The following is a 23,572-nucleotide window of genomic DNA, read 5'->3' as shown; positions in this document are numbered from 1 at the left end:
GCGGCCGGTGCCGGGGCGGGGGCGCATCAGGTGCCGCAGACCCCGGGGATCTCCTTGTCATCCTCGGCCCACTGGTCCAGGGCCCGGCGGATCGCGGCGACGTAGGCCACCGCCCCCGGCGGGGTGGGGTGCACCAGGTCCGCGCGCAGCCGGTCGCGGTCCGCCTTCGCGGCATGGCACCAGTCCGCGACGTAGACGTTGTCCCGGGCCCGGGCCGCGGCGAGCACCTCCGCCTCCGCCTCCGGCATGTACCAGCGGTCCCCGTAGGGCAGCACCAGCACCACCACCCGGTCCTCGCCGAGGGAGTCCAGGATCCGGTCCAGCAGATCCTCGCCCGCCCCGGCGGCCGGGCCGTTGGTGCCGAAGCCGAGCACCACGAAGGGGTCCAGGGTGCCGGCGGCCTCCATCCCCTCGAGGATCGGCGGCACCGCATCCCAGTGCCGGGACACCGCCCCGTCGACGTAGATGCCCGGCCACTCCTCGCGCAGCGCCTCCGCGGTGGCCAGCAGCACCGAATCCCCGATCGCGGTGATCCGATCGCCCTCGGGGAGCTCCCGGTGCTCGGTGACCGCGGCGTCCTCGGCGGCCTCCGCGCGATCCCGCGTCGCCGCCGCCGCGGCGAGATCCGCCTCCAACCGGGTCTGCTGCGGGGCGGTCGCGATGGCCACCGCGGCCGCCGCGGCCAGCGCCACCCCGGTCGCCGGCACCCCCAGGCGCAGCCGTGGCGCGGCGGCGGCGAGCTCGGCGGCCACCGCCCGGTAGCCGCGGCGCCGGATCGGGGTCTCCACCCACCGGTAGGACCAGTGCGCCGCCGGCAGCGACACCGCCAGGGCGAGCAGCCCCGGCAGGGCGGGCACCTCCCGGGCGGGGGTGCGCGCCAGCACCGCGGAGATGAGCACCATCGCCGGCCAGTGCCACAGGTACAGGCTGAAGGAGCGCTCCCCCAGCCAGCGCATCACCGCGGTGCCGAACAGCGCCGGCACCGGCCCGGCGCCGCGCACCACGGACAGCAGCACCGCCGCGGTGGCCGCCGAGGCGGCCGCCAGCCCGCCCCGGTAGGTGATGTCCGCGGTGTCCGCCAGCAGCACGAACAAGACGGCGAGCACCCCGAGGCCGGCCACCCCGGCGACCGCGGCGGCGGCCCGCCCGCGCAGCGGGCCCCGGTCCTGCGGCCAGGAGTCCGCCACCGGGGAGGGCGCCCCGGTGGTCAGCGCGAAGGCCAGGGCGGCCCCGAGGAGCAGCCCGAAGGCGTGCGTGTCGGTGCCGTAGTACACCCGGGTGGGATCCTCGCCGGGGAGGTGCAGCCGGGCCATCCAGGCCGCGCTCGCCGCGGCCCCGGCCAGGGCCAGCGCCACCGGGGCGCGCCCGAAGCGCCCGTCCGGGCGGTCCACCCGGCGCCGCCCCCGGCCGCGACGGCGGCGCAGCAGGAGGTAGCCGCCGGCGACCAGCGGGGGCCAGAGGATGTAGAACTGCTCCTCCACCGCCAGCGACCAGTAGTGCGCGAAGACCTGCACCCCCTGGTCGGCGAAGTAGGACTGGGCGGAGGCGATCTGGGTCCAGTTGTTGACGAAGGCCAGGGTGCCGGCGAACTGCAGGCCCAGGCCCACCGCCGGATCCCCGCCGACCGCCCCCGCGGCGGCGGTGCCGGCCACCAGCACCAGCACCGCGGCGGGCAGGATCCGGCGCACCCGGCGCACCCAGAACCGGGGCAGGTCGATGCGGCCGGTGGTGGCGTGCTCCCGGATCAGCAGGGAGGTGATCAGGAACCCGGAGAGCACGAAGAACACGTCCACGCCCAGGTAGCCGCCGGGCAGCACCGGCCGGAAGAAGTGGTAGGCGACCACCGCGGCCACCGCCAGGCCGCGCAGCCCGTCGATGGCGGGGACCCGCCGGATCCGGCCCGGCCGGGGGGCCGCGGCGGCGGGGGCGTCCTGGGCTGCGGCGGTGGTGCTCATGCGCGCTCCGGGGCTGCTCGGCGGCGGTGGTCGGGTGAGATGAATCTAGCACCGGGGCGGGGATCGGCGACGCCCCGCACGCCGGCCGCGCGGGGCGCGGGGCATGCGGGGCGTCGGGCCCGGGCCGGTGCGGGCGGTTTAGCGCTTGGAGTACTGCGGGGCGCGGCGGGCCTTGTGCAGGCCGGCCTTCTTGCGCTCCACGGCGCGGGCGTCGCGGGTGAGGAACCCGGCCTTCTTCAGCACGCCGCGCTCCTCCGGGTTGTACTCGTTGAGGGCGCGGGCGATGGCCAGGCGCAGCGCGCCGGCCTGGCCGGAGGGGCCGCCGCCGTGGATCCGGGCGCGGATGTCGAACTGATCCTGCCGCTCCACCAGCACCAGCGGATCCTTGATCTCCTGCTGGTGCAGCTTGTTCGGGAAGTAGTCCTCCAGCTCGCGGCCGTTGCACTCGATCTTGCCGGTGCCGGCGGTGAGGATCACCCGGGCGACGGCGCGCTTGCGCCGGCCCACGGTCTGGATCGGGTTCTCCAGGGTGGCGGGCTGCACCTCGACCACGGCCTCCTCGGCGGGGGCCTCCTCGGCGACCACGTCGCCGATGGTGGCGGTGAAGCCCTCGGTGGCGGAGGCCGCGGCGGCCTGCACGTCGTCGAAGGTGGCCTCGCCGGCCTCGACCTGGTTCTCGGTGTTCTCGGGGTTCGTCACTGGGCCACCGCCTTGATCTCGTAGTTCTCGGGGTTCTTGGAGCCGTGCGGGTGCTCGGCGCCGGCGTAGACGTGCAGCTTCTTGACGGAGGCGCGGGAGAGCTTGGTGTGCGGCATCATGCCCTCGATCGCCTCGGCGACGACCCGCTCCGGGTGCACCTCGAGGGAGCGGCCCAGGGTCATGGACTTCAGACCACCCGGGAAGCCCGAGTGGCGGTAGCGCATCTCGCGGTCCCGCTTGTTGGAGGAGATGGCCACCTTGTCGGCGTTGATGATGACCACGTGGTCACCGCAGTCGACGTTGGGGGCGTAGTAGGCCTTGCCCTTGCCGCGCAGCAGATTGGCGGCGTGGGTGGCCAGACGGCCGAGGCGCACGTCGGTGGCGTCGATGACGTACCACTTGCGCTCGATGTCACCGTCCTTGGGGTGGAAAGTAGTCACAGATGACTCCTTGCTTCTCGAAAGCGACTGCCGGCCGGCGTGCGCGCCCTCCCGCCCCGGCGGCCGGTGGGGACCCGGGGAGGCATGCCGCCCGGCGCCGCGACCGGGTGAGCCGGCCGGCGGCGCGGGACGCGCGCACACAGGTCGACGACTTTACCGTCCGTCGGCCCTTCCCGCCAAACCACGTCCCCGCACGTGGCGCCCCCTGCCGGCCGGGTGCCACGCGGGCGGCCGCGCCCACCCCCGGGGCCGGGGGCGGGCGCGGCGGGCGGCGTCCGGTTCAGGCCCAGCTGGCCGCGGCCTGCCGGTTGATGTCGGCCATCCGGTCATTGCCCTCGCCCACGGTGCGGGCGATGGCCTCCAGGATCATGTTCAGCTCCGCGGCGGCGGCGTCCCAGCGCGCCTGGGCCTCCTCGTAGGCGGCCGCGGAATCGCCCTGCCAGGTGGCGGTCATCGGCCGGATCCGGGCCTTGAGCTCCTCCAGCAGCCCCTGGATCCGCCCGGAGGTGCCCCGGATGTCGTCGACGGCGGCGGCGATCCCGCCGAACTGGTAGCGGATGGTGTCGGTCATTGTTCCTCCCCTTGGTCGATGGTGCTGCGGCGCCGGCGGGCGCTCACAGGTTGAGCAGGCCCGCGCCGCCGGCGGCGACCCGGTGCAGATCCCCCACCGCGGCGTCCTCGCCGGCGTCGAAGGAGCGCGAATTGGCCCGGATCGTCTCGGAGATGTCCCCCAGCGCCCCGGAGAGCCGCACCGCGGCCTGGTCCCAGCGCAGCATCAGCTCGTCGAAGGCGTGCTTGGCCTGGCCCTGCCAGGACCCGGCGAGGCCGTCCACGGTGCCGCGCAGCCGGCCCAGCTCGCCCTGGACCTCCGCGTTGACCCCGTCGACCTGGGCGGCCGTGGTCATCATGGTGCTGGATTCGGTGGTGAACAGTGCGTTGCTCACGCGTTCCCCCCTTCCTTCCCGGGCCCCCCGGGGACCCGTGTCGACGGCGGCCCGCCTGTTCGGGCCGCCACCCCTTGGACGCCGCCGGCGCCGCCCCGGTTCCCGGTGAGCCGGGAAAACCACCGGCCGCCGCTCAGGGGGCCGGCTCCGCCCCGGACACCGCGGCCTCGCAGACGGGCCGGATCTGCGGCACGGTGCCGCCGCGGAACTGGCAGCCCACGCTGAGCTGCACCCCGTCGACGAGACGGTGCCGCCACAGCACCACGGTGCCGTCACCGGGGCGCTCCTCGAGGACCACCCGCGCCGCCGGGCCCGCCCCGTCCAGGCGCACCCGGCCCAGGGCGGGATCCGCGGCGGCGCGGGCGCGCAGCGCCTCGGCCAGCCCGGCCGGGTCGAGATCGGCGGCCACCCCGCCGGCGGTGAGCAGGATCCGCATCGGCCCCCCGTCATGGGCGACGAGCAGCCCGGGCACCGCCCCGGGGACCTCCCGCCAGCCGGCGGGCAGCGTCACCGCCACCCCCGCCCCGGCCAGGCGCACCGGGGCGGGCTCCGCCGCCGGCGGCGCGGGGCGGGCCGGCGCCGCGGTCCCGGCGGGGGCGCGGGCGTCCGGCTGCGGTGGCGTCGCCTCGGGGGCCAGGGCGACCGCGGCGGCGATGAGCGCCGCCGCGGCCAGCCCGGCGAGCGCCGGCGGCACCACCCGCGCCAGGGCCGCCCGGCGCGACCGACCGACCGCCCGCCCGCGCCGCACCCGGGCGCGCAGCCGGGCGATGCCCAACTCGTCCCCGGGGTCGGCGGCCTCCCCGGGATCCGCCTCCGCCACGGCCCCCGGATCCCCGGGATCCGCCGGCGCGGGTTCCCCCGGAACCCCCGGCCCGGCGGGTTCGGGGGCCTCCCCGGGCGGCGGCGTCGGCCCGGTGCGCCGGGCGCCCTCGGCGAGCAGCGGCACCGGCACCGTGAACGTCACCGCCCCGCGGCGGCGCAGATCCTCCACCAGGCGGTGCCCGGGTTCGGCGGCGATGATGAACTCCAGGGCCGATTCCCCGGCGGCGTCGGCCTCGGCCGGTCCGGCGCCGGGGCGGCTGACGTCCACGCCCACCGCGTCGAGCACCACGTCCACCACCGCCCCGTCGCGGTGCAGCAGCCGGCAGTCCCCGCCGCGGCCGGGGTAGTCCAGCTCCACCAGGCAGAGCCGGTCGCGCTCCACCTCCACCAGCACGCTGCGCGGCGACAGCGGCGGCTCCAGGCCGGTGAGCGCCTCCGCCAGGGGGCACAGCCGCGGATCCGCGCCGGCGTCGAGCAACCGGCGGGCGAGCAGCTCCCGGCGCCGGGCGCCCCAGTAGGAGGGCACGATCACCAGCTCCGGCGCGCCGTGCCCGGCGAGGAAGGCGGCGATCCGGGCGGCGTCCCCCTCCGGCGGGCCGGCCTCGGGGCCCCAGCAGTGCAGCACCGGCCCGCCGGCCCCGCCGGTCACGGCGCCGCCCCCGGCCCCGGCCCGGTCCCGGGCACCGCGATCTGCACCACCCGGGCGGGCCGGCCGTGCCGCACCCAGCGGCCCCGCCCCGGGGGCCGGGCGTCCGGGGTGACGCCGAGGACCGGCCCGTCCTCCCTGGTGCCGTCGAGCACCAGGGCGGTGGCCGCCTGGTCGCGCACCCCGCCGAGCACGGGCTCGTGCAGCGCCCGGATCGCCCCGCCGATCCGGCGGGCCAGCACCAGGTGCAGCCCGATGTCCGCGGCATGCGGGATGAACTCCGCCAGCGGGGCCAGCGGGTTCGCCCCGAACCCGGTGACCAGGTCCAGGTCGTCGGCGACGACCGCCACCTCCGGGCCGCTCCACCAGTCCCGGGCGGCGAGCCGCTCCGGGGTGATGTCCGGCCCGGGCAGCCGGGAGCGCAGCGCCTCGGCGAGTTCGGCGGCCATCGGCCCGGCCAGCGCCGCCGAGCCCGCGTAGCCGGCGAGCCGGTCGGCGGGCACCGCGCCGAGCAGGCCCCGGCGGTAGTCCACCACCAGCAGCCGCAGCCCGGGCCGGGTGCGCAGCAGCCCGTCGACGATGGTGCGCAGCGCCGTGGTGCGCCCGGAGCCGGCGGCGCCGAGGATGATCAGGTGCCGGTCCACCGCCGGGTCGAAGGACACCGGGGCCAGGCCCTCCTCGTCGAGGCCCACCGGCACCGGCCCGCCGGGGACCGCCGCGGGCAGCTCCGCCAGCGGCAGCCGGGCGGGCAGCAGCTGCAGCGCGGCCACGTCGGCGTCGCCGCGGTCCCGGCAGCGGGCGGCGACCCGGTCGGTGTCCGCCGGGGCGGTCTCCGCCAGCAGCATCGCCAGCCCGCCCTCGGCCAGGCCCCGGCCCGGGGCCTGCGGCACCGCCGCGGCGGCCCGGCGGTCGTGGATGGAGTCCAGGGCCTCGGCCTGGCGCAGCTCCACCCGGGTGCCCAGCAGATCCCGCACCGCCGGGCGCAGCTGGGTCCACCGGTGCGCGCCGAGGGCGACGTGCACCCCCGCCGCCAGGCCGCCGGCGATGATCCGGCCGATGGTGTCGGCCAGCTCCGGATGCTCCTCCGCCAGCGCCGGGTAGCCGTCCACGAGCAGCAGCACATCGCCCACCCCGGCGGCGCGGGCCTGCCCGGCGCTGTGGAAGCCGCGGTCGCGGTGCAGCCGCTCCCGGGCGGCGAGCTCCCCGGCGACCTCGGCGATGGTGCGGCCGAGGCGCTCGGCGTCGCCGCGGTGCGCCACCGAGGCGACATGCGGCAGCCGCTCCAGGTCCGCCAGCCCGCCGGCGCCGTAGTCCACCACCAGGATGCGCAGCCCCGCCGCCGGGGTGGTCTCCGCCAGGGCCAGGGCGAGGGTGCGCAGCGCGGTGGTCTTCCCGGAACGCGGCGCCCCGACCACCGCGACATGGCCCCCGGCGCCGCGCAGGTCCACCCGCAGCGGGTCCTGGCGCTGCCGCAGCGGATTGTCGATCACCCCGATCCCGGCGGTGAGCGGCTCCGCCGGGCCCTCCCCCGGGGGCACCGCGGCCAGCGGGATCGCCGCCGGCAGCGGCGGCAACCACACCTGGTGCGCCCGCCGGCCCGGGTAGCGCACCGCGGCCACGGTCGCCGAGAGCACGCTGGGCCGCCCCGGCGGGGCGGGCGTGCCCGGGGCCGGGGCGGCCGGTGCGCCCGGGTCGGCGTCCGGCCCCGCGGCGGGGTCGGCCTCGGCGGTGAAGGCGCGCACCAGCGGCCCCCGCGGGAGGGCCGGGTCGGCCGCCCCGGCGGCGGCCGCCGGCGCCGCCGGGGCCCCGGAGACGTAGGCGGCGCGGAAGCGCCGCGGCGGGTCCGCGTCGGTCTTGAGGAACCCGGAGCCGGGCCGGGCCGGCAGATGGTGCGCATCCGGCACCCCGAGCACGGTGCGCGACTCCGCGGCGGAGAAGGTCTTCAACCCGATCCGGTAGGACAGGTGGCTGTCCAGGCCGCGCAGCCGGCCCTCCTCCAGCCGCTGCGAGGCCAGCAGCAGGTGCATGTGCAGGCTGCGGCCCAACCGGCCCACGGCGACGAAGAGGTCCGCGAACTCGGGGCGGTGGCCGAGCAGCTCGGAGAACTCGTCGACCACGATGAGCAGCGCCGGCAGCGGCTCCAGGTCCCCGCGCCCGGCGCGGCGGGCGGCCTCGTAGTCGGCGACGCCCTGGAAATTGCCGGCGGCGCGCAGCAGCTCCTGGCGCCGGGTCATCTCCCCGGTGATCGCCTCGCGCATCCGGTCCACCAGCACCAGCTCCTCGGCGAGGTTGGTGATCACCGCGGAGACGTGCGGCAGCGCCTCCAGGCCGAGGAAGGTCGCCCCGCCCTTGAAGTCCACCAGCACCAGGTTCAGCTGCTCCGGGGGGTGCGTGGCCGCCAGGGCGAGCACCGCGGTGCGCAGCAGCTCGGATTTCCCGGATCCGGTGGCCCCGATGCACAGCCCATGCGGGCCGACCCCGCCCTCGGCGGCCTCCTTGAGGTCCAGGTGCACCAGCTCCCCGGCCGGGTCCACCCCGACCGGTACCCGCAGCCGGTCCGCGCCGGACCGGGGTTCGGCGGTGATCCGCCCCGGCGGCGGGTCCAGGCCGAGGGCGGCGAGCACCGGATCCCGGCCGGTGGCGCCGGCGGCCCCGGCGGGCCGGGCGCCGCGGCCGCACAGCCCGCGGGCCAGGGCCGCCGCGGCCGCCGGGCCGAGCGAGTCGGCGGCGGCGAAGTCCTCGTCGCCGCCGGCGGTGGCCGCCACCAGCCGGCCCCCGGCGACGGTGAGGGCCAGCCCGCCGGCGACCGCGGCATCCCACAGCGGGCCCTCCCCGGCGGCGGCCTGCAGCACCACCAGCCCGGGTGCCCCGGCGGCGGCCGCGGCGGCGTCCTGGCCCAGCGGGCCGTCCACGATGAGCGCGGTGAGCCCCGGGCCGCCCCGATCCGGCCCGTCCCCGGCGAGCAGCCGGGCGGCGCGGTGCGGGTCGTGGTGCGGCAGCCATTTCAGCCAGTCCCATTCCGGCGGCGCCCCGGCGGCGGCGATGGCCAGGTCCGCGGGGGCGTGGAAGGTCGCCAGCTGGGCGACCACGGCGCGCACCAGGCCGCGCGCGGCCCCGGGTTCGCCGGCGACGGCGAGCACCGGGAAGTCCGGCAGGTGCACCGCCACCGGCAGCCCCGGCACCGTCCGGGAGGCCCGGATGATCCGGCGCAGCGCCACCGCGCCGACCGGGTCCAGGGTGTCCGGGGCGGCGATTTTCGGGGCCACCACGGGGGTGGCCGGCCGCTGCACGCCCAGGCCCACCCGGGCCTGGCCGAAGGCCGTCGACCCGGGGGCGCGCTCCCACAGCCGGGCGGTGCCGGCCAGCGCCCACAGGTCCCCCGGGTCGGGGTGGATCGCCCGGGCGTGCGCGTGCTGCGCGGCCACCGCGGCGGCCACCGCCCGGCGGATGCTCACCAGGTGCCGCTGGTAGTCGCGGCGGGCCGCGTCCAGGTCGGCGCCGCCGCGGGCGCCGCCGGCGAGCATGCCCAGGGTGGAGACCACCATGAGCACCGGGAAGAGCAGGGTCACCGGGTTACGGCCCGCCCCGGAGAGGACCAGCACGGCGACCATGCCGACCACCGCGACCAGCATCACCAGCGGCAGCAGCAGCCGGATCAGCGGGATCCGGCCCGGCCGGGGCGCCTCCGGGGGCGCCTCGGGCCGGATCTCGCCGGGGATCGGCTGCGGGATCGCCGGCGGCGGCGCCGCGGGCCGCCCGCCCGGCGCGGTCGCCGCCGCGCCGCCGGCGGGGCCCGTGCGGGCCCCGGCGCTCCCCCCGTCTCGACCGGCCGCATCGGCCATCGTCGCCTCCCCCTCGAATTCCCCCGGTGGACGTCGCCGTCAGCATAGGCCAGCATATGGGGGCGCGCCCGCCGGACGGGGGCGCGCGGGGGATGCCCCGGGCGCGGCCGCCCGCGCCGGGGCCGCGATGAGGGGGAGGTTCGGCCGCGATGATCGATCGGGGGCTGCGGGTGCGCGTGGACGTGCTCGCCGGGGAGGGGGGCCGCTGGTGCGCCGATGTGCTGCTGCCGGCGGAGGTGCCGGTGGCGGATCTGCTGCCGGAGCTGGTGGCCTCGGCGACCGGGGCCGGGGCCGCCGGCGCCCCGGCGGGGGCCTGCTGGCGGCTGCGGCTGCCCTCGGGGGCGGTGGCCGACCCGGAGCGGGGCCTGGCCGCGGCGGGGGTGCGCGACGGGGATCGGCTCACCCTGGCCGATGATCCGGGCCCGGCCCCGCCGCCGCTGGTGGTCGACGCCGCGGATCTGCTCGCCGCCGGCGCCGCCGCCCCCGCGGACGCGGCCCTGGCCCGGGCGGTGGCCCTGGCGGGGCTGGTCCCGGTGCTGGCCGGGGTGCTGGCGCTCTCCCGGGGCGCGCCGGGGCCGGCGGCCGCGGGGGCCGGGCTGCTCTGCGCGGTGCTGGCCCTGGGCCTGGCCGCGGCGCTGGCCCGCGGGGCGGGGCCGGCGACCGCGGCGACGGTGGCGGCGCAGACCGTCGCCGCCGCCGGGACGGCCGGGGTGGCGCTGGCCGCGCCGGGCCCGGCCAGCGGGGCGGGACCGGCCTGGCCCGCCCCGGCGGGGCTGGCCCTCGGCCTGGCCGCGGCAACCGGGGCGCTGGCCGCCGCCGCGGGGCGGGGGCGCCCGGGCTCGGCCGCGGCGGTGCAGGCGGTGGCCGCCGCGGCGGGCTGCGCGGCGCTGCTCGCCGGGGCCGCCGCCGGGCTCCTCGCCTGGTCGGGGTCGGTGCCGGTGACCGCCGCGGCACTGGTCGCGCTGGCGGCCCTGGCGCTGCTGGCCGCCCCGGCGGCCGCGGTGGCCGCCGCCCGGGTGCGGGTGCCGGCGGTGCCGGCGGCCGGGGAGCCCTTCCCGGAGGAGGAGCCGCGCACCGACCCGGGTCCGGCCCGGCGGGCCGGGGCGCTGCTGGACGGGGCCGCGGCCGCCTCCGCGGCGGCCCTCGCCGCCGCGGGCGCGGTGGTGCTCGCCGGGCGGACCGACGGCTGGGCGCTGGGCCTGGCCGGCGCCGCGGCGGCGCTGCTGCTGCTGCAGTGCCGGGGGCATGCGCGGGCGGTGCCCTCGGCGGCCGCCGGCCTGGCCGGGGCGGCGCTGGTCGCCGCCGCGGCGGTGGCGCTGTGGGGCGCCGGGCATCCGGTGGCCGCGGGGCTGCTCGCCGCCCCGCTGCCGGCGGCGACCCTGCTGCCGGCGCTGCCCGCCGAGCGGGTGGCCCCGCCCACCCGACGGCTGCTGGAGCTGGTGGAGGCGGTGGCGATCGCGGTGCTGCCGGTGCTCGCCGCGGTGGTCGCGGGCCTGCCCGCGGCACTGCAGGGGCTGCTGCCATGATCCGGTGGGGGGCGGTGGCCGCGGCGGCCGCGGCGGTGCTGCTCCTCGCCGCGGCCGGGCCGGGGGCGGTGGCGCGGGCCGACTGCGCGGGCACCGCGCTGGCGGACCCGGTGGCGGCGGATCGGGCGGGCCCGGCGGAGGCCCGGCTGCGCTGGCGGCGGGCCTGGCCGCTGGCCGACGGCACCGGGGTGACGGTGGCGGTGATCGACACCGGGGTCGCCGATCATCCGCGGCTGGGCGGGGTGCTGGCGGGGGCGGATTTCACCGGGGGCGGGGACCCGCTGGCCGACTGCGAGGCGCACGGCACCTTCGTCGCCGGGCGGATCGCCGCCCGGCCGGGGCCGGACCGGTTCTCCGGGGTGGCCCCCGGGGCGCGGATCCTCTCCATCCGGCAGACCACCGGGGATGTCGGGGATCTGGGCACCCTGGCCGAGGCGGTGGATGCGGCGGTGGCCGCCGGCGCCCGGGTGCTCAACGTCTCCCTGACCGCCTGCGCGGAGCCGGGCCGGCGGCCCGCGGGGGTGGCCGCGGTGGCCGCCGCGGTGGAGCGCGCGGAGCGCGCCGGGGCGGTGATCGTGGCCGCGGCGGGCAACGCCGGCGGGGACTGCCCGGCCGGGTCAGTGGCCTGGCCCGCGGCGATTCCGGGGGTGCTCGCGGTCACCGCGATCGACCCGCCCGCCGGCCCCGCCGCGGCGGCGCAGTGGGCGCTGCGCGGGGACTGGGTGGATCTCGCCGCCCCCGGCGGGCCGCTGCTCGGCCCGGATCCGCGCGGGGCGGGCCTGGCGGACCGCCGGGTGGTGGGCGGGCGCGCCGATCCGGTGCTGGGCACCAGCTTCGCCGCCCCGGTGGTCTCCGGGGCGGCGGCGCTGCTGCTCTCCCGCAACCCCGGGCTGCGCCCCGCCGAGGTGCGCCGCCGGCTCATCGACACCGCCGCCCCGGTGCCGGGGGCCTCCGGGATCGGCGCCGGGGTGGTGGACCCGGTGGCCGCGCTGAGCTGGCCGGAGCCGCCGGTTCCGGCGGACCCGGCCCCGGTGCCGGCGCCCGCCCCGCCGGCCCCGGCGGATCCGGGCCCGGCGGCCCGGGTGCGCGCCGCGGCCGCCGCCCTGGCGGCGATGGCGGCGCTGGCGGCGCCCCTGGCGCTGCTGGCCGCCCGCGCGGCTCAGCCGGTGGCCCGGGCCGCGGCGCCGCTGAGCTCCGGGCCCTCCGGCAGCCCGGCGAGCATCGCCCAGGGCAGCGGCCCCGGTCCGGGGTAGCCCAGGGCGGCGGCCGCGGCCGGCCCGGCCACCCGGTGCCGGATCCCGGTGGCGGAGATGAGCTGGATCCCCGCCCCGGTCACCGCGGCCACCGTCGCCGCCGGCCCGAGGTAGCCGTCCACCGCCGGGCCGGGCCCGTCCGCGCCCGGCAGGGCCACCGCGGCATCGGCGCGCAGCCGGCCGGCGGCGGGGGCGCGCAGGCGCACCGCGGCCCCGTCCGCCCCGGCGGCCCCGGCGCAGAGCCACCCGGCGGCGGGCAGCCAGTCCGGGATCGTCGCCGGCAGGGAGCCCCGGTCCACCCGGGGCGCCACCGGCACCCGGGCCAGGGCGCGGGCGTCGGCCTCGGCGACCCCGGCCACCGCGGCCAGCGCCGCCGCCGGCACCGGGTCCACCTCGGCGGCGCCGGCGGCCACGGCGACCAGGTTGCGCCCCTCGACCCGCACCACCGCGCCCACCCGGTCGAAGGGGGCGGCCCGGCCGGTGGGCGCGCCGAGGCGGCCCACCTCGGGCAGCGCCACCGGGGCCCGCTCCGGCAGGGCGCGCAGCAGCGCCGGGGACACCGGGCGCACCTCGGCCGCGCCCAGGCCCAGCGCCCGGGCGAGCACCGGGTCGGCCGGGTCCACCCGGGCCCGGGAGCCCTCGGCGAGCAGCCAGTGCCGGCGGCCGTCGAAGGCCAGCGCCGCGGACCCCGCCGGCGCGGCCCGCCCGGCGGGGCCGAGGCGGACCAGGGTGCGCCGCAGCCGGGGCGCGTCCTCCCCCGCCCCGGCGGCGGCGTGATCGCACACCCCCGCCGCGGCCGGGGTGGGCGCCGGGTCCCCGGCGGGCACGTCCGGGGCCCCGGGGATCCCGATCGCGGGCCCGGCCGGCCAGCGGCCCAGGGCCGTCGCGGGGATCCGGGCCGGGGTCTCGGCCCGGCCCAGGGCCAGCCGGGCGGAGGCCAGGTTCGCCGCCGGGTGCACCCGCCCGTCGAGGCGGACGTGGATCGCCCCGGTGCCGCGCACCAGCAGCACCGCGGCGTCATCGGCGGCGCCGGCGGCGGGCCGGAACAGGCCGAGCACCAGGGAGCCGGCGGCGAGCAGCGCCAGCAGCACCGCCGACGCCGCCTGCGCCCGGGCCCGGGTGCGCAGCGGATCGTGGAGCATCCGGGCGTCGGCGCGCACCAGGGCGTGCTGCACCTGGCGCACCAGGAATCGGTGCCCGCTGACCTGCGCGGGCGTGGTCGGTGTGCGCGGCATGGCCGCTCCCCCCGTCGACGGCTGTTGCCGGGCAGCCTAATCCGCCGGCTGCTAGCCTGCGCGGCGAAGGCGCCGCGGGGGCGGCGCGGGGAGGGGGGCCGCGATGGACGCCGGTGCCGGGATCGCCTTCGGCATGGTCGCCCTGGCGGCGGGCGCCGGCGCCGCCGCGGGGGCGCGGCCGGGCCGCCGCGGGGCCGGGGCCGATGCGGGGCTGCGCCTGCTGCCCGGGGCGGCCGGGGCGCTGCCCACGGCGGAGCTGCTGGCGGCGGCGGCGCAGTCGCCCACCCCGGTGGAGGCGGTGCGGCTGCACCGCACCCGCCCGGCCGGGGTGGGCGAATTCGCGCACGTCTACCGCACCCAGGCCACCCGGCTGGGTGAGCGGGCGGGCACCTGGACGGCGCTGACCCTCACCGCGGCGGAGCCGGCCGCCGCCGGCGCCTGGTTCGCGCACCGGCTGGGCCTGCTCGGGCTGCGCGCCCGCCCCCTGGACGCCGCGGAGCTGGCCGCCGCGGCGGCGGCGCCGCCGGAGCTGATCCTGGCCCGGGCCGGCGGGGCGCACCGGCGCCGCCCGCTGCGGCTGCGCCCCGGGCGGGCCAGCCCGGCGGTGCCGGCGGCCCCGGCGCAGCTGCTGGGTGTCGACGACCGGGGCGCCCCGGCGGCGCTGGCGCTGCCCGGGCTCGCCGGGCTCACCGTGCTCGGCGACCCGGCCCGGGCGGTGCCGCTCATCGGGGCCTGCCTGGTGACCGGGGCGGCGGTGGGCATCCGCACCACCCGGCCGCCGCGGTTCGCCGCGGCGGTGGGCCTCGGCGCCCGGCTGGTCGGCGCCCGCGCCCCGGCGGAGCTGGATGCGCTGGTGCACGACGGGGCGCCGCCCGGGCCGCCGGCGCCGGGGGCGCCGACCCCGGTGCGGCTGCTGGATCCGGGGGCCGCGGCGCGGCCGGGCACGGCGGCCCATCCGGTGCTGGAGCTGCGCGAGCGCACCTGGCGGCTCGACGCCGGGGCCGGGGTGCGGGTGATCCGGCCGCTGCAGCTGGGCTGAGCGCGCCGCGGCCCCGCCCCGGGCGATGGCCGTCGGGGCGGGGCCGGGTGGGGTCAGTCGCCGAAGAGCTCGCCCAGGGCGTCGCCGAGCGGGCCGCCGCCGGCGTCCTCCCCCTCGGCGCCGTCCTCCGCGGCGGGGTCGGCCGGCGCCTCCGGGTCCTCCGCGGCGGGCTCGGCCGGCTCCGGCACGGTGGCGCCGGTGACCTGGCCGTCCCGGATGGCGGCGGTGCCCTGCGGGCCGGTGCAGGTCACCGCGGAGGGGCCCTCGGCGGTGCAGGTGTAGCCGTAGGCGGTGAGCGCCTCCCCGGCGTTGAGGGTGCGCGGGGCGTAGGAGCCGCCGGGGAAGGTCAGCGACTGGAAGAGGATCCCCTCGGGGGTGAAGGACACCGCGTTGGCGGGGGTGGGCCGCCCGTCCGGGCCCTCCACCATCGGCGGGTCCGTGAACTCCCCGCCGCAGCTGAGGTAGCGGCCGTCGCCGATCTCGTTGTAGTAGCAGGTGGTCGTCCCGTCGGCGAGCACGAAGATCCGGGCGTTCGGCCCGTCCGGGGGCGTGAAATCGGCCTCATCCACGGCGATGATGCTGCGGCTGGTCGGCGAGGGGTCGATCTTCTCGGTCTGCTCCGCGGTGGTGGTCGTGGTGGGCTCCGCGGTGGCGGGGGGCGGTGCGGGGGCGTCCTCGCCGGTGCCGCAGCCGGCGAGCAGGGCGGCGGCGGCGAGGCCGGCGAGGAGGGCGAGGGGGCTGCGCATACCCGTGGACTGTACGCGGTTTCCCCGCCGCCGTGGCGCGCACCCGGCCGGTCGGGGGGAGTCCCCCGCGGCCGGTTCAGCGCTTCGGGGCCCGGATCTCCCGGGGCGCCCCGGCGGGCACCGGCGGCCGCGGCGCCAGCGGCGGCCGGGCCTCCCCCGGCGGCGGCGCGACCAGCGGATTCGTCACCGGGTCGGTGCCCGGCTGGAAGACGTAGGGGAGATCCGCATCCGGGTCCCCGGGTTTCGCCAGGCCCATCAGCGCCCGGGTGGGCAGCGGCGCCAGCGGTTCGGGGGACTGCGCCCGCAGCCGGGCGATCGCCTCGGCGCCGACGACCCGGTTCACCGCGACGATGCCCACCTCGTGATCCTTGTACACCGGGGTGGCGCCCGGGGCCCACCACACCCCGTCGAGCATCGGCCACACGTAGTCGGCGTCCTCCCAGAAGTTCGGCGGGGAGATGTAGATGAAGGCCACGTCGAGCTTCGCCAGGGCCTCGTCGACCCCGTTGATCGCCCAGGGGTCGCCCTCCACCCCGGCGCCGATCTTGTCGGCGTGCCAGAACACCGCGTTGGTGGCGGACTCCTGGGGCACATCCGGCCACAGGTAGTGCCGGAACACCGAGGACTGCCCGGTGATCGGGTAGATCCACGCCGAGCCCTCGTTGGGGTTGACGAACACCGAATGCGCCCGCGCCTCCGGTTGGGCGGCCAACCAGGCGAAGGCGCGCAGATCGCGCTCCCCGACCACCCGGCCGTCGTAGCCGACGTCGATGGCGAAGTCCCGGGCCCCGGCGGTGCGGCCCACCGCCCAGGCCCCGGCCGCCGTCGCCCCGGCCAGGGCGAGCACCGTGGCCAGGGCGATCCGGGCGCGGCCGCCGGGCCCGGCGACGGCGGAGACCGTCAGCGCCCCGGCCACCCCGCAGCCGGCGGCGAGCAGGTAGGCCACCGGCATCACCAGCCGGTGCGGGGTGGCGTAGTGCAGCTCCGTGTAGGCGGAGAGCACCGCGCCGATGCCGCCGTCGAAGGGGCGCAGCCCGTGCACGGTGCAGGTCACCAGCAGCGCCCAGGACAGCGGCGCCCACGCCGCCCGGCCCCGGATCGCGGCCAGGGCCAGCCCGGCCAGGCCCACGGCGAGCAGCGGCACCACCGGGTGCAGCTCCAGGGCGTGCCGGGTGAGCATCAGGGCGCCCTGCCGCCACGCCTCGGCCCGGTCGACGTCCACGGTGGCGTCGTAGCCGATGATCTCGGACTCCTGCCCGGCGGCGCCGAGCACCGCCCACTGCGGGAGCAGCGCCGCCGCGGCGAGCAGCGCCGGGGCCGCCAGCAGCAGGGCGTCGCGCACCCGGGCGACCACCGGGCCGCGGTCCCGGCCCGCGCCGGCGGCCGGGCGCCACAGCCGCAGGGCGAGCCAGTGCATCGTGACCAGCAGCGCCACCGTGGACGCCGCCGCCGGATGCGTCATCGCCGCCCCGGCGAAGGCCATCGCCGCCGCCGGGATCCGGCGGGGCGCATCGGGAACGGTGACCAGCAGCGCGAACACCGTCATGGCCAGGGCGATCGCCACCTGGTAGGGCCAGGCGCCCACCCCGAAGCCGATCGGGTGCAGCACCGGGGCGGCGACCGCGGCCACCGCGGCCAGGCCGGCAGCCACCCCGGCGGCCCGGTGCGGGGCCGCCTCCGGCCGGGAGAGCATCCGCCAGGCCAGGGCGGCGGCGGCCAGCGGGGTGAGCAGCGCGGGCAGGCCCAGCCCGGCGATGGTGGCCGCGTCCACCACCGGGGTGCCGGTGAGTTGGGCGGCCGGGGCGACCAGGGCGTGCCAGGCGGTGGGGTAGAACATCGGCCGGGCGGTCTCCGCGTTCTGCAGCGGGCCCATCATGGTCGGCGAGGCCACCCCGTCGTCGATGATGTGCCGCAGCACCGAGGCATGCCAGTTGGCGTCCCACAGCTGCGGCACCGACCCGGGCCCGGCGACCCGGGTGAACCGGGTCCAGGCGGGCACCCAGAGCAGGGCCGCGCCGGCGGCCACCCCGAGGGCGGCGGGCCCGGCCTGCCGGGCCACCGGCCCGGGGCGCCACGCCGGGCGGGCCCGGCGCCGGGGCCGGCGGTCCACCGCGACCCCGGCGCCCCGCCAGCGGCGGGCGGCGGCCCGCGCCGCGGCGGCGGCGAGGATGAGCGCCGCCGCGGTCGCCCCCGCGGTGGCCGGGCGGTAGCCCACCCCGGCCAGGCCGAGCAGCCAGGCGGCCACCCCGGCCAGGGCCAGGGAGCCCGCCGGGGCGCTCGCCGCCGACCAGGCCCGGCCCAGGCCCAGGGCCCGGCCGAGCAGGAACCCGGGGACGAGGGTGAGCGCCAGGAGCACGAGGAGCATGGTCGGCGCCCCGGCGAAGGCGGGCAGCGGGTAGCCGGTCATCGCGGCCCCTCCCCCGGCAGTGCGCGCAGGCCCCGGGTGGCGGCGGCCCGTTCGGCGAGCTCCGCCTCCGGCGGGTAGTCCACGCCGACCAGGGTGAGCCCCCGGGCGGGGGCGACCGGCACCCGCGGGGAGCGGGCCCGCTCCCCGAGCAGTTCGGCGGTGAAGCCGCGGGCCCGGCGGCCCTCGGCGGTGGCCAGGCAGGCGCCGACCAGGGAGCGCACCATGGACCAGCAGAAGGCGTCGGCGACCACCTCCGCCTCGTAGAGCGCGGGCTCCTCCGCGGTGGAGGCGTCCCGCCAGCGGAAGACCTGCAGATCCCGGATGGTGGTGGAATGCGGCCGGGGCCGGCAGAAGGCGGCGAAGTCGTGCAGGCCGACGAGCACCTCGGCGGCGGCGTCGAGCAGCGCCGGGTCCACCGGCCGGCGGTGGTGCGCGGTGTCCCGGGCCCGGGTGGGCAGCGGCCCCGCCGGGTCGCAGCTGACCCGGTAGCGGTAGCGCCGGCGCAGCGCGGAGAAGCGCGCGTCGAAGCCCGCCGGGGCCGCGGCGCAGCCGCGCACGGTGACGTCGGCGGGCAGCAGCCGGGCCAGCCGGCGCACCAGCCGGGCCGGGTCCCCGCCGAGGGAGCGCTGGTCCAGCGCGGCGGCGGGCACGTCCACGTGGGCGACCTGCCCGGAGGCGTGCACCCCGGCGTCGGTGCGCCCGGCGACGGTGAGCCGGACCGGGGTGCGCAGCACCAGGGCGAGGGCCTCCTCCACGGTGGCCTGCACGGTGCGCAGGCCCTGGCCGGGTTGGGCGGCCCAGCCGTGGAAGTCGGTGCCGTCGTAGGCGAGGTCGAGGCGCAGGCGGATCACGTCCACAGGGTACCGGGATCGCCGAGGGGCCCCGCCCCGGAATCCGCGTCGGATCCCGGGGCGGGGCCCCTCGGGCGCCATGGCCGCCGGCGGGGCCGGCGGCGCCGGCGCTACTTCTCCTCGGCCTCGCCGGCGTCGGCGGCGGCCTCCTCGGCCTCCTCGGCCTCGGCGACGGCCTCGGCGTCGGTGGCCTCCTCGGCCTCGACCTCGGGGGCGTCCTCGGCCTCGGCGGGCTCCTCGGCCTGGGCGGCCTTGGAGGCGGCGGCGCGGGTGGCGCGGGTGGCCTCGGTGCTCACGGTCTCCTCGTCGACCAGGGCGATGAGCGAGATCGGGGCGTTGTCGCCCTTGCGGTTACCCAGCTTGATGATCCGGGTGTAGCCGCCGTCGCGGTCGGCGAACTTCGGGCCGACCACGTCGAAGAGCTGCTGCACGGCGAAGTTGTCGTTGAGCAGCTTCGCGGCGTTGCGGCGATCCGCCAGGGTGCCGCGCTTGGCCTTGGTGATCAGCTTCTCCGCGTAGGGGCGCAGCAGCTTGGCCTTGGTGTCGGTGGTCTTGATCTGGCCGTGCTCGAACAGCTGCTTGGCCAGGTTGGCCAGGATCTTCCGCTGATGGGAGGCGGAACCGCCGAGACGGGCGCCCTTCTTGGGCTTGGGCATGGTATCTCCTCGTTGTGTATGAAGTCGCGGCCGCGGCGCCGGCGGCGTGGCCGGCGGGATCGCGCCGCGGTAGAGCTCGGGGCGGCCCCGCGGCTACTCGGCGTAGCCCTCGTCCTCCGCCGCGGACCACTCCGGGCCCTCGGTGAACTCGGCGGCGGCGGCCGGGTCGAAGCTGTCCGGGGAATCCTTCAGGGACAGGCCCAGCTCGGCCAGCTTCTCCTTGACCTCGGTGATCGACTTGTCGCCGAAGTTGCGGATGTCCAGCAGATCCGACTCGGTCTTCGCGGCCAGCTGGCCGACGGTGTCGATCTGCTCGCGCTTGAGGCAGTTGTAGGAGCGCATGGAGAACTCCAGATCCTCGATGGGGGTGGAGAACGCGGCGACGTCCTCCGCCTCCAGCGGGTTCGGGCCGATCTCGATGCCCTCCGCCTGGTCGTTGAGCTCCCGGGCCAGGCCGAACAGCTCCACCAGGGTCTTGCCGGCCGAGGCCATGGCGTCGCGGGCGGTGATGGAGTTCTTCGTCTCCACGTCGATGATCAGCTTGTCGAAGTCGGTGCGCTGGGACACGCGGGTGGCCTCGACCTTGTAGCTGACCTTCAGCACCGGGGAGTAGATCTGGTCGACCGGGATCCGGCCGATCTCGTCGGAGCGCACATCGGCGGGCACGTAGCCGCGGCCGCGCTCGACGACCATCTCGATCTCCAGCCGGCCCTGCTCGTTGAGGGTGGCCAGGTGGTGATCCGGGTTGTGGATCTCCACCCCGGCCGGGCACTCGATGTCGGCGGCGGTCACCGCGCCGGCGCCCTCGCGGCGCAGGTACACGGTGGCCGGCTCGTCGAAGTCGGAGCTCAGCACCAGGCCCTTGATGTTGAGGATGATGTCGGAGACGTCCTCCTTCACCCCGGTGATGGTGGTGAACTCGTGCAGCACCCCCTCGATGCGGATGCTGGTCACCGCCGCGCCCGGGATGGACGACAGCAGGGTGCGCCGCAGCGAGTTGCCGAGGGTGTAGCCGAACCCGGGCTCCAGCGGCTCGATGATGAACCGGGAGCGCGAGGAGTCGATGTAGTCCTCGGTGAGGACCGGGCGTTGGGAGATGAGCATTCGGGAAATCCTCCAGTTGGCGACCGCTATATGACGCCGTAGGGAACGAATCTGCGGGGCGGGCCCCGGATGGGGGCACGGCCGCGGCCGGGGCGGGCCCCGGCCGCGGGCTGGTCCTACTTGGAGTAGAACTCGACGATGAGCTGCTCCTGCAGCGGCACGTCGATCTGGGCGCGCTCGGGCAGCTGGTGCACGAGGATGCGCAGGGTCTCGGGGACGACCTGCAGCCAGGCCGGGACGACGGCGTCGACCAGGCCCTCCTGGGCCTCCTCGAACCAGTTCATCTTCTTCGACTTATCGCGCACGTCGATGATGTCGTACTGGGCGACCTGGTAGGAGGGCACGGTGACCTTGCGGCCGTTGACCGTGAAGTGGCCGTGCGAGACCAGCTGCCGGGCCTGCCGGCGGGTCTTCGCCAGGCCGGCGCGGTAGACGACGTTGTCCAGCCGGGACTCCAGCAGGATCATCAGGTTGTCGCCGGTCTTGCCGGGGCGGCGGTTGGCCTCGGCGTAGTAGCGGCGGAACTGCTTCTCCATCACGCCGTAGGTGAAGCGGGCCTTCTGCTTCTCCTGCAGCTGGATGAGGTACTCGGATTCCTTGATCCGGGCGCGGCCGGCCTGCCCCGGGGGGTAGGGGCGGCGCTCGAAGCTCATGTCGCCGCCGACGAGATCGACTCGGAGGCGACGGGACTTGCGGGTTGCGGGACCGGTGTAACGGGCCATGTCTTCTTCCTGACCTTCCTCTTAGACGCGACGACGCTTCGGCGGACGGCAGCCGTTGTGCGGCTGCGGGGTCACGTCGGAGATCGAGCTGACCTCGAGGCCGGCGGCCTGGAGGGAGCGGATGGCGGTCTCGCGGCCCGAACCCGGGCCCTTGACGAACACGTCGACCTTCTTCATGCCGTGCTCCTGCGCCTTGCGGGCGGCGTTCTCGGCCGCCATCTGCGCGGCGAAGGGGGTCGACTTGCGCGAGCCCTTGAACCCCACGTGCCCGGAGGACGCCCAGGAGATGACGGCGCCCTTCGGGTCCGTGATGGACACGATGGTGTTGTTGAAGGTGGACTTGATGTAGGCGTGGCCCTGGGCCACGTTCTTCTTCGCGACGCGGCGGCCGGTGCGGCGGCTGCGTGCGGCGGGCTTCTGAGCTGCCATGTCTTACTTCTTCTTTCCGGCGATCGTCTTCTTCGGACCCTTGCGCGTGCGGGCGTTGGTCTTGGTGCGCTGGCCGCGCACCGGCAGGCCGCGGCGGTGCCGCAGGCCCTGGTAGCAGCCGATCTCGATCTTGCGTCGGATATCGGCCTGGACCTGGCGGCGGAGGTCGCCCTCGACCTTCCAGGAGGACTCGATGGCCTCGCGCAGCGCGGAGACCTGCTCATCGGTCAGATCGTCGGTGCGGAGATCCGGGGAGATCCCGGTCTTCTCCAGCAGCTCGGCGGCACGGGCGGGCCCGATGCCGTAGATGTAGGTGAGAGCGACCTCCATGCGCTTGTAGCGCGGCAGGTCGACTCCAGCAAGGCGTGCCATGCGGCAGTTTCCTTCCGGTTGGTGCGGTGGTTTCCCCCACTGCCTTCCCCGCCGGCTCCGTCGGCTCCCGGTCGGTCGCCGGGACGGACGGTATCCATTGGCGGGGCTCCGGCCACCGTTGCCGGAGGTGAACTCACGCGGGGAACCCGTGCGGGCCGGCCGCGTCGCGGCCGACCCGGGTTCCCCGCGCCAGGACGGTGGGGGTGCGGTGTCTTACTTGTAGCGGTACACGATTCGCCCGCGTTCCAGGTCGTACGGCGACAGCTCGACGACGACCCGGTCCTCGGGGAGGATGCGGATGTAGTGCTGGCGCATTTTCCCGCTGATGTGGGCGAGCACCTTGTGCCCGTTGTCCAGCTCAACACGGAACATCGCGTTCGGCAGGGGCTCGACGACGCGGCCCTCGACCTCGATGGCGCCTTCCTTCTTAGCCATATCCTCCACGTTTCCCCGGCCGTGCCGGCCGGTTGGGCGATCAGTTGCTGCCGGCGGGGGAGACACTGCTCCCTCACCATCGGCTCATCTTACACGCGACCTGGGCCTTCCCCAAACGGCCGCCGCGCGGACGCGCGCGCCGGGGTTCCCGCCGCGGCGGGCGCCCCGGCGCCGGCTCAGGCGGTGGCGTCCGCGGGCAGCCGCTCCCCGCGCACGTCGCCGCGGGCGAAGCGGTTGATCACCAGCGCGATCGCCCCGTCGCCGGTGACGTTGCAGGCGGTGCCGAAGGAGTCGATGGCGATGTAGGCGGCGATCATCAGCGCCACCTGGCCGTCGTCGAAGCCGAGCTGGGACTGCAGCAGCCCCACCGCGGCCATGATCGCCCCGCCGGGCACCCCGGGGGCGGCGACCATCATGATGCCGAGCAGCAGCACGAAGCCGATGGCGGCGCCGGCGGAGACCCCGCCGGTGGTCATGTGCAGCACCGCGAAGGCGAAGAGGCCGATCTTCATCATGGAGCCGGACAGGTGCACCGTGGCGCACAGCGGGATGACGAAGCCGGCGACGTTCTCCGCGATCCCGTTGGCCCGGGCGCAGCGCAGGGTCACCGGGATGGTCGCCGCCGAGGAGGAGGTGCCCAGGGCGGTGAAGTAGGCGGGCAGCATGTTGCGCACCGCGGTGAGCGGGTTGCGCCGGGCGATGGCCCCGGCGGCGGCGTACTGCAGCACCAGCACCACCAGGGTCATCCCGATGGCCAGCAGCAGCACCTTGAGGAACATGGACAGGGTGAGCCGCAGGTTGCCGTTCATGCCCATGGCCAGGAAGATGCCGAAGATGTAGATGGGCAGCAGCGGGATGATGAAGCGCTCGATCACCTTCATGATCACCTGGCGCAGCTCCTCGGCCCCGGATTTCAGGGTGGGGGTGCCGATCGCGGCCATCGCGATGCCGATGGTGAAGGCCAGCAGCAGGGCGCTCATCACCTCGAAGGGGGCGGGCATCTCCACCGCGAAATAGGGCTGCAGGGCGCCCTCGTCGATGTCCACCGCCTCGGCGAGGGCCTCGGCGCGCAGCAGCGTGGGGTACACCGCGGCGGCCACCGCGTAGGCGATGAACCCGGAGATGATGGTGGAGGCGTAGGCGATGCCCACGGTGGCGCCGAGCCATTTGCCGGCGCCCCGGCCCAGCCCGGCGATCGCGGGGGTGATGAGCGCGAAGATCAGCACCGGGACGAAGAAGCCCAGGAAGTTGCCGAACAGCCCGTTGAAGGTGACGAACACCCGGGCGGCCCAGTCCGGCAGGAAGAGGCTGCAGACGATGCCGGCGAGGATCGCGACGATGATGCGGAACAGCAGCGAGGAGGTCAGGCGCTTGGCGTGCACGGGGATCCCCGTTTCTTGGTCGGCGGTGGGGGGTTGGCCATCGCGTCCAGCATATTCGACGCGGCCC

Annotated in this window: 21 protein-coding genes; 3 read left to right on the top strand and 18 right to left on the bottom strand. The window is 77.9% G+C overall.

The genetic code is table 11. From position 1 onward, the window contains the following. Positions 1 to 26: 26 nt before the first annotated feature. The 7 genes from CSPHI_RS12605 to eccCa form a co-directional block, all read right to left on the bottom strand. The gene (locus tag CSPHI_RS12605; RefSeq protein WP_075691239.1) at positions 27 to 1,955 is read right to left on the bottom strand and encodes an acyltransferase family protein; all 1,929 of its coding nucleotides are present in this window, start codon (positions 1,953 to 1,955) and stop codon (positions 27 to 29) included. 138 nt (positions 1,956 to 2,093) lie between these two features. Further along, positions 2,094 to 2,654 (bottom strand): 30S ribosomal protein S9, encoded by a 561-nt coding sequence (gene rpsI / locus CSPHI_RS01840; protein WP_075691238.1) that lies wholly within the window; start codon positions 2,652 to 2,654, stop codon positions 2,094 to 2,096. Next, entirely contained in the window at positions 2,651 to 3,094 is a 444-nt protein-coding gene (gene rplM, locus CSPHI_RS01835; RefSeq protein WP_075691237.1) for a 50S ribosomal protein L13, read from the bottom strand. Before rplM ends, rpsI begins: the two co-directional genes overlap by 4 nt. Positions 3,095 to 3,374: 280 nt before the next feature. Continuing rightward, complete coding sequence (locus CSPHI_RS01830; RefSeq protein WP_075691236.1) at positions 3,375 to 3,665, bottom strand: WXG100 family type VII secretion target; 291 nt, start codon at positions 3,663 to 3,665, stop codon at positions 3,375 to 3,377. 43 nt (positions 3,666 to 3,708) lie between these two features. Beyond that, positions 3,709 to 4,038: a WXG100 family type VII secretion target gene (locus CSPHI_RS01825; RefSeq protein WP_075691235.1), complete on the bottom strand. Its 330-nt coding sequence runs from the start codon at positions 4,036 to 4,038 to the stop codon at positions 3,709 to 3,711. 133 nt (positions 4,039 to 4,171) lie between these two features. Further along, positions 4,172 to 5,509 carry a type VII secretion-associated protein gene (locus tag CSPHI_RS01820; protein WP_075691234.1) on the bottom strand — a complete coding sequence of 446 codons (1,338 nt, stop codon included), beginning with the start codon at positions 5,507 to 5,509 and terminating at the stop codon, positions 4,172 to 4,174. After that, complete coding sequence (gene eccCa, locus CSPHI_RS01815) at positions 5,506 to 9,348, bottom strand: type VII secretion protein EccCa (RefSeq protein WP_084210182.1); 3,843 nt, start codon at positions 9,346 to 9,348, stop codon at positions 5,506 to 5,508. Before eccCa ends, CSPHI_RS01820 begins: the two co-directional genes overlap by 4 nt. Positions 9,349 to 9,497: 149 nt before the next feature. Between eccCa and eccD the strand changes: the two genes are divergently transcribed. Both eccD and mycP read left to right on the top strand, forming a co-directional pair. Beyond that, positions 9,498 to 10,874, top strand: a complete 1,377-nt coding sequence (gene eccD, locus CSPHI_RS01810; RefSeq protein ID WP_075691233.1) for a type VII secretion integral membrane protein EccD — start codon at positions 9,498 to 9,500, stop codon at positions 10,872 to 10,874. Next, positions 10,871 to 12,127: a type VII secretion-associated serine protease mycosin gene (gene mycP / locus CSPHI_RS01805; protein WP_075691232.1), complete on the top strand. Its 1,257-nt coding sequence runs from the start codon at positions 10,871 to 10,873 to the stop codon at positions 12,125 to 12,127. The genes eccD and mycP overlap by 4 nt, the downstream gene beginning before the upstream one ends. Here mycP and eccB read toward each other — a convergent pair. Beyond that, positions 12,034 to 13,362, bottom strand: a complete 1,329-nt coding sequence (gene eccB / locus CSPHI_RS01800; RefSeq protein ID WP_075691231.1) for a type VII secretion protein EccB — start codon at positions 13,360 to 13,362, stop codon at positions 12,034 to 12,036. The genes mycP and eccB overlap by 94 nt on opposite strands. Positions 13,363 to 13,465: 103 nt before the next feature. Between eccB and CSPHI_RS01795 the strand changes: the two genes are divergently transcribed. After that, entirely contained in the window at positions 13,466 to 14,401 is a 936-nt protein-coding gene (locus CSPHI_RS01795) for a hypothetical protein (RefSeq protein ID WP_075691230.1), read from the top strand. A 53-nt stretch (positions 14,402 to 14,454) separates the two neighbouring features. Here CSPHI_RS01795 and CSPHI_RS01790 read toward each other — a convergent pair whose 3' ends face one another. The 10 genes from CSPHI_RS01790 to CSPHI_RS01745 all read right to left on the bottom strand — a co-directional run bounded on the left by CSPHI_RS01790 (position 14,455) and on the right by CSPHI_RS01745 (position 23,505). Further along, positions 14,455 to 15,147: a hypothetical protein gene (locus tag CSPHI_RS01790; protein ID WP_075691229.1), complete on the bottom strand. Its 693-nt coding sequence runs from the start codon at positions 15,145 to 15,147 to the stop codon at positions 14,455 to 14,457. Between the two features lie 76 nt (positions 15,148 to 15,223). Next, complete coding sequence (locus tag CSPHI_RS01785; RefSeq protein WP_075691228.1) at positions 15,224 to 17,554, bottom strand: DUF6541 family protein; 2,331 nt, start codon at positions 17,552 to 17,554, stop codon at positions 15,224 to 15,226. Next, entirely contained in the window at positions 17,551 to 18,405 is an 855-nt protein-coding gene (gene truA, locus CSPHI_RS01780) for a tRNA pseudouridine(38-40) synthase TruA (RefSeq protein ID WP_245803326.1), read from the bottom strand. The genes CSPHI_RS01785 and truA overlap by 4 nt, the downstream gene beginning before the upstream one ends. 110 nt (positions 18,406 to 18,515) lie before the next feature. After that, positions 18,516 to 19,061 (bottom strand): 50S ribosomal protein L17, encoded by a 546-nt coding sequence (rplQ, locus tag CSPHI_RS01775; protein WP_075691227.1) that lies wholly within the window; start codon positions 19,059 to 19,061, stop codon positions 18,516 to 18,518. Positions 19,062 to 19,154: 93 nt separating this feature from the next. Further along, positions 19,155 to 20,165: a DNA-directed RNA polymerase subunit alpha gene (locus CSPHI_RS01770; RefSeq protein WP_075691226.1), complete on the bottom strand. Its 1,011-nt coding sequence runs from the start codon at positions 20,163 to 20,165 to the stop codon at positions 19,155 to 19,157. Positions 20,166 to 20,281: 116 nt separating this feature from the next. Continuing rightward, positions 20,282 to 20,887 (bottom strand): 30S ribosomal protein S4, encoded by a 606-nt coding sequence (rpsD, locus tag CSPHI_RS01765; protein WP_075691225.1) that lies wholly within the window; start codon positions 20,885 to 20,887, stop codon positions 20,282 to 20,284. Between the two features lie 21 nt (positions 20,888 to 20,908). Beyond that, entirely contained in the window at positions 20,909 to 21,316 is a 408-nt protein-coding gene (gene rpsK, locus CSPHI_RS01760; RefSeq protein ID WP_075691224.1) for a 30S ribosomal protein S11, read from the bottom strand. A gap of 3 nt (positions 21,317 to 21,319) precedes the next feature. Beyond that, entirely contained in the window at positions 21,320 to 21,688 is a 369-nt protein-coding gene (gene rpsM / locus CSPHI_RS01755; protein WP_075691223.1) for a 30S ribosomal protein S13, read from the bottom strand. A gap of 213 nt (positions 21,689 to 21,901) precedes the next feature. Beyond that, positions 21,902 to 22,123 (bottom strand): translation initiation factor IF-1, encoded by a 222-nt coding sequence (gene infA / locus CSPHI_RS01750; RefSeq protein WP_016422077.1) that lies wholly within the window; start codon positions 22,121 to 22,123, stop codon positions 21,902 to 21,904. A gap of 176 nt (positions 22,124 to 22,299) precedes the next feature. Next, complete coding sequence (locus CSPHI_RS01745) at positions 22,300 to 23,505, bottom strand: dicarboxylate/amino acid:cation symporter (RefSeq protein WP_075691222.1); 1,206 nt, start codon at positions 23,503 to 23,505, stop codon at positions 22,300 to 22,302. Positions 23,506 to 23,572: the final 67 nt, after the last annotated feature.

This window comes from Corynebacterium sphenisci DSM 44792 (assembly GCF_001941505.1).
Lineage (GTDB): Bacteria > Actinomycetota > Actinomycetes > Mycobacteriales > Mycobacteriaceae > Corynebacterium > Corynebacterium sphenisci.
Note: the sequence above shows the minus strand (reverse complement) of the source record. Positions and strands in the feature narration are given on the sequence as shown.

Bases quoted from the DNA above. Each gene is read 5' to 3' on its own strand.
- CSPHI_RS12605 (WP_075691239.1), bottom strand. From the start codon at position 1,955: ATGAGCACCACCGCCGCAGCCCAGGACGCCCCCGCCGCCGCGGCCCCC.
- CSPHI_RS01830 (WP_075691236.1), bottom strand. From the start codon at position 3,665: ATGACCGACACCATCCGCTACCAGTTCGGCGGGATCGCCGCCGCCGTC.
- eccCa (WP_084210182.1), bottom strand. From the start codon at position 9,348: ATGGCCGATGCGGCCGGTCGAGACGGGGGGAGCGCCGGGGCCCGCACG.
- eccD (WP_075691233.1), top strand. From the start codon at position 9,498: ATGATCGATCGGGGGCTGCGGGTGCGCGTGGACGTGCTCGCCGGGGAG.
- mycP (WP_075691232.1), top strand. From the start codon at position 10,871: ATGATCCGGTGGGGGGCGGTGGCCGCGGCGGCCGCGGCGGTGCTGCTC.
- eccB (WP_075691231.1), bottom strand. From the start codon at position 13,362: ATGCCGCGCACACCGACCACGCCCGCGCAGGTCAGCGGGCACCGATTC.
- CSPHI_RS01795 (WP_075691230.1), top strand. From the start codon at position 13,466: ATGGACGCCGGTGCCGGGATCGCCTTCGGCATGGTCGCCCTGGCGGCG.
- CSPHI_RS01790 (WP_075691229.1), bottom strand. From the start codon at position 15,147: ATGCGCAGCCCCCTCGCCCTCCTCGCCGGCCTCGCCGCCGCCGCCCTG.
- CSPHI_RS01785 (WP_075691228.1), bottom strand. From the start codon at position 17,554: ATGACCGGCTACCCGCTGCCCGCCTTCGCCGGGGCGCCGACCATGCTC.
- rplQ (WP_075691227.1), bottom strand. From the start codon at position 19,061: ATGCCCAAGCCCAAGAAGGGCGCCCGTCTCGGCGGTTCCGCCTCCCAT.
- CSPHI_RS01770 (WP_075691226.1), bottom strand. From the start codon at position 20,165: ATGCTCATCTCCCAACGCCCGGTCCTCACCGAGGACTACATCGACTCC.
- rpsD (WP_075691225.1), bottom strand. From the start codon at position 20,887: ATGGCCCGTTACACCGGTCCCGCAACCCGCAAGTCCCGTCGCCTCCGA.
- rpsK (WP_075691224.1), bottom strand. From the start codon at position 21,316: ATGGCAGCTCAGAAGCCCGCCGCACGCAGCCGCCGCACCGGCCGCCGC.
- rpsM (WP_075691223.1), bottom strand. From the start codon at position 21,688: ATGGCACGCCTTGCTGGAGTCGACCTGCCGCGCTACAAGCGCATGGAG.
- infA (WP_016422077.1), bottom strand. From the start codon at position 22,123: ATGGCTAAGAAGGAAGGCGCCATCGAGGTCGAGGGCCGCGTCGTCGAG.